General features: G+C 40.9%; 5 protein-coding genes and 2 pseudogenes. 2 read left to right on the forward strand and 5 right to left on the reverse strand.

The window, feature by feature from the left end; all coding sequences use genetic code 11:
• Positions 1-26 precede the first annotated feature (26 nt).
• Entirely contained in the window at positions 27-1469 is a 1443-nt protein-coding gene (locus tag B0H50_RS04330) for a glycosyl hydrolase 53 family protein (RefSeq protein ID WP_109587302.1), read from the reverse strand.
• A gap of 288 nt (positions 1470-1757) precedes the next feature.
• On the opposite strand from B0H50_RS04330, the pseudogene B0H50_RS04335 reads away from it, so the two are divergent.
• Positions 1758-4214: pseudogene (locus B0H50_RS04335) on the forward strand (rhamnogalacturonan lyase).
• Positions 4215-4273: 59 nt separating this feature from the next.
• On the opposite strand, the gene B0H50_RS04340 reads toward B0H50_RS04335, so the two are convergent.
• Together B0H50_RS04340 and B0H50_RS04345 are read right to left on the reverse strand one after the other, a co-directional pair.
• The gene (locus tag B0H50_RS04340) at positions 4274-4855 is read right to left on the reverse strand and encodes a CvpA family protein (protein ID WP_109587307.1); all 582 of its coding nucleotides are present in this window, start codon (positions 4853-4855) and stop codon (positions 4274-4276) included.
• Between the two features lies 1 nt (position 4856).
• Positions 4857-5918 carry a serine/threonine protein kinase gene (locus tag B0H50_RS04345; RefSeq protein ID WP_106197956.1) on the reverse strand — a complete coding sequence of 354 codons (1062 nt, stop codon included), beginning with the start codon at positions 5916-5918 and terminating at the stop codon, positions 4857-4859.
• A gap of 181 nt (positions 5919-6099) precedes the next feature.
• On the opposite strand from B0H50_RS04345, the gene B0H50_RS04350 reads away from it, so the two are divergent.
• On the forward strand, positions 6100-7272 hold the full coding sequence (locus tag B0H50_RS04350; protein ID WP_109587303.1) for a hypothetical protein: 1173 nt from the start codon (positions 6100-6102) through the stop codon (positions 7270-7272).
• A 141-nt stretch (positions 7273-7413) separates the two neighbouring features.
• On the opposite strand, the gene B0H50_RS13275 is transcribed toward B0H50_RS04350, so the two are convergent.
• Positions 7414-7806 carry a hypothetical protein gene (locus B0H50_RS13275; RefSeq protein ID WP_106197954.1) on the reverse strand — a complete coding sequence of 131 codons (393 nt, stop codon included), beginning with the start codon at positions 7804-7806 and terminating at the stop codon, positions 7414-7416.
• 85 nt (positions 7807-7891) lie between these two features.
• A pseudogene (locus tag B0H50_RS13280) lies at positions 7892-8479 on the reverse strand (hypothetical protein); the annotation flags it as partial.

Consider the following 8479-nt stretch of genomic DNA (forward strand, 5'->3'; position numbering starts at 1 on the left):
AAAGGGCTTAAACGATTTTAGAAAATTCATTTGAGTTTGTATTCTTCAAAAGCTTTAGGGTTTGCATAAAGATTAGGACCTTCCCAATCAAACAAAGGAGCACCCCATTCGCCGCTTAAAGTAGGCTCCCAAAAAAATGCTCCAATAAAACCTTTGATACTTTTGACAAGTTCATGTGTCAAGTTTCTTGTGCCATCAAAATTGTAATGCCCTTTGGAATCGCCACCATTATATTCTGCTACAATAAATTCTAAATTCGGATATTTTTGAGTTAAACTTTTAAATAAATCCATCCATTGATTTGGAGTCCCGTCGCCATAAGCTGTGTAGGCAGAAAATCCCATGACATCGGCATTTACTTTTTGAATTTCAAAAATTTCTTTCATCCACCAATTAACCGTATTTTTATTCTTGATACTTTCAATATGTAAAACGGTTTTAGTTTTTTGAGAAACATCTTTAACCGCTTTTATTCCGGCTTTAAAATATTTGGCTGCATTTGATTTTCCCATATTAGTAGACATATCACCACTGATTATGTCAGGTGCTTTTTGAAGATTTTCGCCCCAACAATTTGTTTCAGAAGTTGGCAAATGAATTAAAATTCCTGGAGTCGTTTCGTTGCCGATTTGCACCATATCAGGCATTGTATTTTGAGCTTTTAAAGCGCTCAATAAATCATAAGTGTAATGATAAATAGAATCTTTTAATTCCTCTGAATTTTTCACATGACGCCAACGAGTCGGAATAATTTGTTTTGCAGGATCCGCCCAATTATCGCTATAATGAAGGTCGAGTAAAAAAGCCATTTTAGCTTCTTTAATTTTTTTTGCAAATTTTAAAATATGATTTTTATCGCCGTAAGATTCTGCACTATGGTCGCAGCCTTCGTAAGCATAGCCATATTTTTCACTGGGTGATACAAAAGTTCGAATTCGAATCGCATTAAATCCATAGCTTTTCAACAAAGTAAAAATATCGGTTTCTCTTTTTTGTGTATCATAAAATTTGGCATTAAATCGTTCGTATTCTTGAACTGTCGAAATATCGGCTCCATGATAAAAACTAAAATCAAGTGGAGGTTCTCCTTTTGAAGATTTTGGAATTTCATGCTTTGAAGAAGAGGAATATTTTAAAAGTTCACTGGATGAAGACGAAATTTGTTTTACGCTAGACGAACTTTGCAAAATGATATTGCTAGAAGAAAAAGTCAAATCACTGGAAGAAATATTTTCATATTCCGACGAACTTGAATAATTTATACTGGATGAAATTTTAGATAATGAATCTTGAATTTCTGTAGAATTCATTTCACTCGATGAGCTCATTTCATACAAACTAGAAGATAATTTTAGTTCATTGGAAGGAGTCGGATTTGTACTTGAATCACTATCGCATGCGATTAAATAAATTCCCATGCAAATGCAAAAAAACAAGCAAAATAATTCTGAAATTTTTTTTGAATTCATAGGCTAAATTTATACAAACTTTCTATTAAAAGCAAAAAAAGAGAACTCGCCCAAGCAAGTCCTTTTTTGAAAGGCAGATTTTACGATGCGTGCGCAGGAAATGGAATAAGCTTGACGAAAAATGCTGGATTATAGAAGTTGTGAAAAGGTGCTCTTTTTGATTTTTCTTAGAACGTGCCGCTTGAGCGGTGTTTTAGCGTTGTCCCTAGACAATGCTTATTTTAAAAATGATTTCAAAGAAGAATCCATGGAAATAAATTTAGAGCAATCCTAAAAGGAGTGCTTGTGATGAAGGGATTGTTTTTTGCTTCGATTTTTGCGCTATCGCTTGTGGGTTTCGCAAGTGCGGCGCGTCAAATGGAGCGCCTCGACAGAGGCCTTGTTGCTGTCAAAGTAAATAGTGGAGTGTTTTTAAGTTGGCGCTTGTTTGGAACGGATGCCGCATCGACTTCGTTTAATTTATACCGCGACGGAAAATTGGTGAATAATTCGCCGATTACGGGTGCGACAAATTTTACCGATAATCAAGGCAGCGCAAATTCCAAATACGAAGTTCGCGCAATCATCAATGGAAAAGAACGCAGCGCCGATAAAAGCGTAAGCGTCTGAGGCTCTCAAAAACTCACCATCAATTTAGATAGACCTGCAGGCGGTTCCAATAAAAGTGGAAATTACACTTACTCGCCAAATGATATTGCAGTGGGCGATTTAGATGGCGACGGAGAATATGAACTCGTTTTAAAATGGGATCCGTCAAATTCAAAAGATAATTCGCAAAAAGGTTACACCGGAAATGTTTTTGTTGATGCATACAAATTAAGCGGTAAAAAATTATGGCGAATTGATTTAGGCGTAAACATTCGCGCGGGCGCTCATTACACACAAATTTTAGTCGGCGATTATGATTTAGATGGATTTGCTGAAGTGGCGATGAAAACGGCGCCGGGCACAAAAGATGGGAGCGGAAATTATTTGTCAACGGGTCCTGCAAAAAATACAGACCACACAAAAGATTTTCGAAATTCAAACGGTTATATTTTATCGGGCGATGAATTCTTAACCATTTTTAATGGTCAAACCGGAAAAGAAATTGCAACGGTTAATTATAATCCAGGACGCGGTACCGTAAAAAGTTGGGGCGATTCTTACGGAAATCGCGTCGATCGTTTTTTAGCAACAAACGCTTATTTAGACGGCAAAAAACCGAGTATGATTTTTCAGCGCGGATATTACACGCGGATGGCAATTACCGCTTACGATTTCGACGGAAAAAATTTAACGCAACGTTGGTATTATAACGCAGCCACTTCGGGCAAAGAATGTTACGGACAAGGTAACCACAATATTTCTGCAGGCGATGTCGATAACGATGGATTTGACGAAATTATCGAAGGCGCTTGCGCAGTGGATCACGATGGAAAATTTATGTATCGCACAGGTTTAGGGCACGGCGATGCGATGCACTTAGGCGATTTAGATCCGGATGTGCCCGGGCTTGAAGTTTGGGAAGTTCACGAAGAAAAACCTTACGGCTACGAAATTCACAGTGCAGCAACCGGGAAAATTTTATGGCGCGAAACAAGCAGCGGCGATAACGGCAGAGGTGTTGCCGCCGATGTGGATTCCACTTCGCGCGGATACGAAATGTGGTCGGGCGCAAACTGGAACACTTATAGCCCGAAAGGAGTGCAACTTGCGACAAGTCGCCCCGCATATAATTTCCGCATTTATTGGGACGGCGATTTACTCGATGAACTTTTAGATAACGTAACGATTAGCAAATGGAATAGTTCAAAGAAAAAATCAGAAAACATCTTTAATTTAGAAGGTGCTTCTTGCAATTCTACCAAAGCAACGCCGAATTTAAGCGGAGATATTTTAGGCGATTGGCGCGAAGAAGTCATCACGCACGATGATTCGCATTTGTTCTTGTATACGACCGTCATTCCAACGGAACATCGCATGTATACTTTAATGCACGACCCGATTTATCGACTTGGAATGTCTTGGCAAAATACCGCTTACAATCAGCCGCCGCATTTAGGATTCTGGCTTGGCTCGGGAAAATTTCCAACGCCTGATATTGAAATTTCTGGCGAAGTCCGTGAACCATCTTTAGTGAAAAATGGCGCAGGTTCTTCGCGTCAGACAATTCAACTCGGCGAATCGATTGTGGACTTTGCATACGCATTTGCCAATTGTTCAAGCGTCAAAGCCGAAGGATTCCCCGAAGGCATTACCACCAAAATTGAAAATGGATTGATTAAAATTTCGGGAACTCCGAAAAAAGCGGGCACATTTGCGTTCACCGTGACAACGGTTGGCGGCGAAGGCGATGCGGCAACAAAATCGGGCGCGATTACCGTTGTAGATAATTCGAAAAAAGACACTGTCGTAACGCCTCAAGATACAACAAAAAAAGATACGACAATTATCCCGCCGCAAGATACAGCAAAAGTGGATACCGTAAAAAATGATTCCACCCAAAAAGACAACACCGGAATTTTAAACGCAAAACAATTTGAAAATATTTCGCTTCAAGTTTCAAATCTCGGCATCTCGTATCAAATTTCAGGAAATGCAATCCTCGCGGTTTTTGATTTGCACGGCAACGCTGTCTTGAAAAAGAATATTTCGGGCGCGGGAATTGTTTTTGAAGAATGGCAAAAATTGCCTGCGGGCAGATATGTTGCGACTTTGAAACTGAATGGAAAAATGATTTCGCACATTGCGTTAAAGCGTTAAACCAATCCAACAACCACACCAAAAAAAACTCCTTCGGAATTTTCCGGAGGAGTTTTTGCTTAAAAATTTTCGTTGATTTTTTCTTGAACCGTTTCGTTAATTTTCTCGTTGATTTTTTCGTTTACTTTTTCTTGAACGGATTCGGTAACCGATTTTTTGACGTCTTGAATTTTTTCGGAAGCGCCGGTTTTATTCAAAGCGTAAACGTAAATGGTGTAAGCTTTGGATTGATTGCGCTCTGTTTGTAATTTTCCGCTGAGCGGTAACAAATGCAAAGTCGAAAGTAAAATAAGACAAGGAATGAGTCCTTTAATCAGTCCGAAAAATCCGCCGCCGAGAGAATTTAAAAGCGAGAAATGACGCTTGATAAATTTGTTGATGAAGTGCCCGAAAATGCGAAGAGAAATAAATGGCAAAAGAAATCCGAGAACGCGTGTGAGAATGACGACAGTCGTTTCGGAAAAATTAAAATTGTTTATAAGGAATGGCGTCAAAATTTCGGGCGCGTAAAATGCTCCTAATCCACCGCCGATCCAAGCGATTAAATGAATAATGGTTTTGGCTAAACCAAAAAATGCGCCGAGTCCGATGAGAATCAGAAGAAGCGATCCGCAGAAAATATCAATCCAGTTGAGATCCATATTAGCGACAAATTAACGCGGTGATAAAGGACGCGAGAAGTGCGCCGGCGGCAGCGCCGATGCCGATACCGATTTTAAAAATCTGCATCCGAGAATTTTTTGGCAAACTCGGAAGCGGTTCATTGCGCATCGTGGCCGTTAACCATTTGCGCATCGGAATATCTAATTGACGCGGATAACCGTCCATAATTTTTGCGAGTGAATCCGCAGCTTCTTTCGTCGAACGAAAACGATCTTGCGGCTTTTTCTCCAAGCATTTTAAAATCCAAAGACGCAATTTATACGGCACTTCGGGCGGGAAATTTTTCAGCTTTAAGTTTAAATTCAAAATATATTGCGAGGTGAGTTCCATCGATTCGCCGCGGAACGGATTTGTTCCCATCACCATTTCACAAGCGATAATTCCCAAACTAAAAATATCCGAAGCGTATGTTACCGTAAAACCGCGGACTTGTTCGGGGCTCATATAAGCAGCCGTTCCGAGAACGCTTCCGGGCAGAGTCATATCTTGTCCCGGATTCGCATCGCGCGCAATGCCAAAATCGAGAAGTCGTACGCGTCCATTTTTTTCAACCATCATATTAGACGGCTTCAAATCGCGATGAATAATTTGGTTTGCGTGAACGCAGATAAGAGTCTGCAAAATTTCGTGAATCATGTAAAGAGTCACCCAAATCGGCGGCTTACTTTGCACATCTAAAATTTGGCGAAAAGTCACACCGTCCACATATTCCATCGCTAACGCTAATTTTCCGGTACGCTCTTGCCAAAGTGCGTAGGGATGCACGATATTGGGATGATGGAGAGCAGCGAGCAAAACACATTCGCGTTTAAAACGAGCGATTAAATCTTCGTAGCCGCGTAGACTTGGCAGCATTTGTTTGACGACCACGCGCCGACATAACGACGGATCGTCGCAAAGCCAAATATCGCCCATAGCGCCTTGGCCGATTTTTTTTACCGGAGTGTAACCGCCGATTTTCGCAGGCTTTGCACGCTTGCGGGATGTTGTCCCATCCTTGGTTCCACTTTGCGTTTTATTGTCGTCCGGAATTGCTACCATAACGAGCCCAAATATAGAAAAAGCAAAATTGTCTTCTCAAAAAATGAATGCAGAAAAACGAAAAATAGCGCACGAAATTTTCGCAAAAATTTGAATGTAAAACATTTTTTCCATAAAGAAAATTTTGAAGAAGATTATATAAATTTATGTCTGCGTGTGTGGTTTAAAAAAGGAGATCTCGGTGAAATCCCGTTTAAAATTATTGTCTATTTTGTGTTCTCTTTTCGCTTACACTGCATGCTCGGATGATTCTTCGACGAGTCCGGATGTCGGCCCCGAAATTTCATCGGGCGCAGAAATTTCTTCGTCTTCGGGAATTCCCGAAATCAATTCTTCGGGAAATGTGATTACATCTTCTGCAGGATTTGCCGAATCATCTTCTTCGTTATGGACTCATCAAGCGGGATTTTCTCCGTGTCAATTTAATTTTGGTGCGGGCTGGCAAGCGGCGCACGAAGATTCGGCATTTTATGCGGGGCTTGATTATATCTCGGTTTGGCTCGGCGATAACGATTTCTTTAATGGATTTGAAACGCGAATGTTTGATATGACGCGGCAAATTCATGCGACGCCGATGATTTATGCTTATGTCATTGCAGAATTTGGAAAAGATCACGAACTCGATGATTGTGATATAAAAAATCATCAAAATCTTTGCACCGACGGTGCCGATTTAATTCGCAATTATTTTCAAGATTCCATTCTTTATCGTTATCAGCAATACGCAGCCGGTTTCCGCGAACAAATTGAATTTCAATATTCCGAGCAAAATCCAGATACCGTTCAATTTATTTGGCTCATTGAACCGGATTTTTATCAATACTCCGAAAGCGGTTCCAATCAAAAATTTGCACACGATAGCACTGCGCAAAAAAACGGTGGCATTCCAGATTCGCTGATGGGCGTTTACTTTAACCAAATCGTCGATACGATTAAAGCCTATTTGCCGGGATCAAAAATTGCCATTGACATTTCACCGTGGATTGCCGACATTTCTTCGGAACCCGATAAAATGGAAAAATGGTATGCGAATTTTGATCTTTCTCGTGTCGATTACGCAAGCACATCGGGCGGAAGAACAGGAGCGTCAACGCCGACGATTCGCTCGGGAAATAAAGCGACATGGGCGGGTGTTTATCAGTTGTTAAAGAAACCGATTTTAGCCGACGCCGGATACGATGCTGGTGGCTACGGCACCGGTTACAATAAGGCATGGGGAAAAGTGGAAAATATCAACGCTCGCATTGCAGACGGAGTTTTGGGCGTTACACAAATGGATCCCGATTCGCTATATCACGTTAACGTAGCCATTGCCCGAAGCCAACTAAACGCAATCCCGAATTGCCAAGAATAAAATGAAAGCGAATGCTGCGCGCCTTCGGCGCGCATTCGTAAAACAGAATCAAGAATTGGCGCAGTTACTCTAGCATCCCATTTTCGGGCTTTAAGTTAATATCCACTCTCACCGTAAAAGAATCTCTTCCGACGACGGTATTCATCCCAAAGGAATCAAATAAATATGAGACTTGGATAAACTATCTAAGCCTACGATAGTGGGTGTTGTTGCAGTGTCTGCATTTACTCTAAATTCAGAATCGTTTAGAGTTGCTATAAAATAAGCCTGTTTCGAAGGAAATGTGATTTGAATGGAATCGCCAATTTGTTTGTAAAATGTTTTATAAGGAGTTAAATCAATATCAAATTTTTTTACGACAGAATTTGCATCTTTTAATTCAAAATGGACAAAATTATTCGAGTCTAGAGGTAGAGTTATTTTACTATCGTAATTGACGGTTAGATGATTGCTCTCATAGATGTATCGAGGTTGAGAATAACATATATCATTGTATTTTTTACTTCTAAGAGTTTCATATCCAAATAACGTCAAAAATGATTTTGTTGTATCATTTTTTTGAATTTCTAAACCTTCTTTAAATTGAAGTGAGATGAAATTTTTATTATTTAGTTGACCCTTAAAAAGGCCACTTTGCGAGCGCAGGATAAGGAGGTTCGCCGTTTTTATTCACCCCTTCCCGGCAAAGGAAGCAACAGTATAGCCATTCCAACAGAACAAAAAAGCGCCTCATGGCCCTCTTGAAGTTGAACGCCGCTGCTGCAAGCTTTGCATTGAGCATGTCGCCAAAGATTCCCTTGTAGAAATTTCTGCCCATACGGTGATCGCTTTTCAGATGGCCGTTGATAGGCTCGATGCCAGCCCTCTTGCAAAAAAGCTTGTGAGCCTTTTTCTTCTGGTAGTAAGTCGCGTTTTTCTTCGGAACGTCCGGTATCACGATCTTTGTCGTTCCGGATTCCTTTTGTCCGCGGTAGCCTCGGTCGCATGCGGCCTGGCTCGGCCTGAATCCAAGCATTTGTTCAACATGGTCAAGCGTATCGTCTATCGTATGTCCGTCATACTCGTCCCGGAACGAGACCGCGCCGACAATGATGCCGCTGTAGCTCCGGGCGATTGACACCTTGTTGCCGAACTCGTATTTCTTGTGTTCCTTGCCCTTGCCGATGCATTTTACTTCGGGTTCGTGAAGCGAATAGACCTTGTCCTT

It is taken from the genome of Hallerella porci, from assembly GCF_003148885.1.
Taxonomy (GTDB): domain Bacteria; phylum Fibrobacterota; class Fibrobacteria; order Fibrobacterales; family Fibrobacteraceae; genus Hallerella; species Hallerella porci.

Bases quoted from the DNA above. Each gene is read 5' to 3' on its own strand.
- B0H50_RS04330 (WP_109587302.1), bottom strand. From the start codon at position 1,469: ATGAATTCAAAAAAAATTTCAGAATTATTTTGCTTGTTTTTTTGCATT.
- B0H50_RS04340 (WP_109587307.1), bottom strand. From the start codon at position 4,855: ATGGATCTCAACTGGATTGATATTTTCTGCGGATCGCTTCTTCTGATT.
- B0H50_RS04345 (WP_106197956.1), bottom strand. From the start codon at position 5,918: ATGGTAGCAATTCCGGACGACAATAAAACGCAAAGTGGAACCAAGGAT.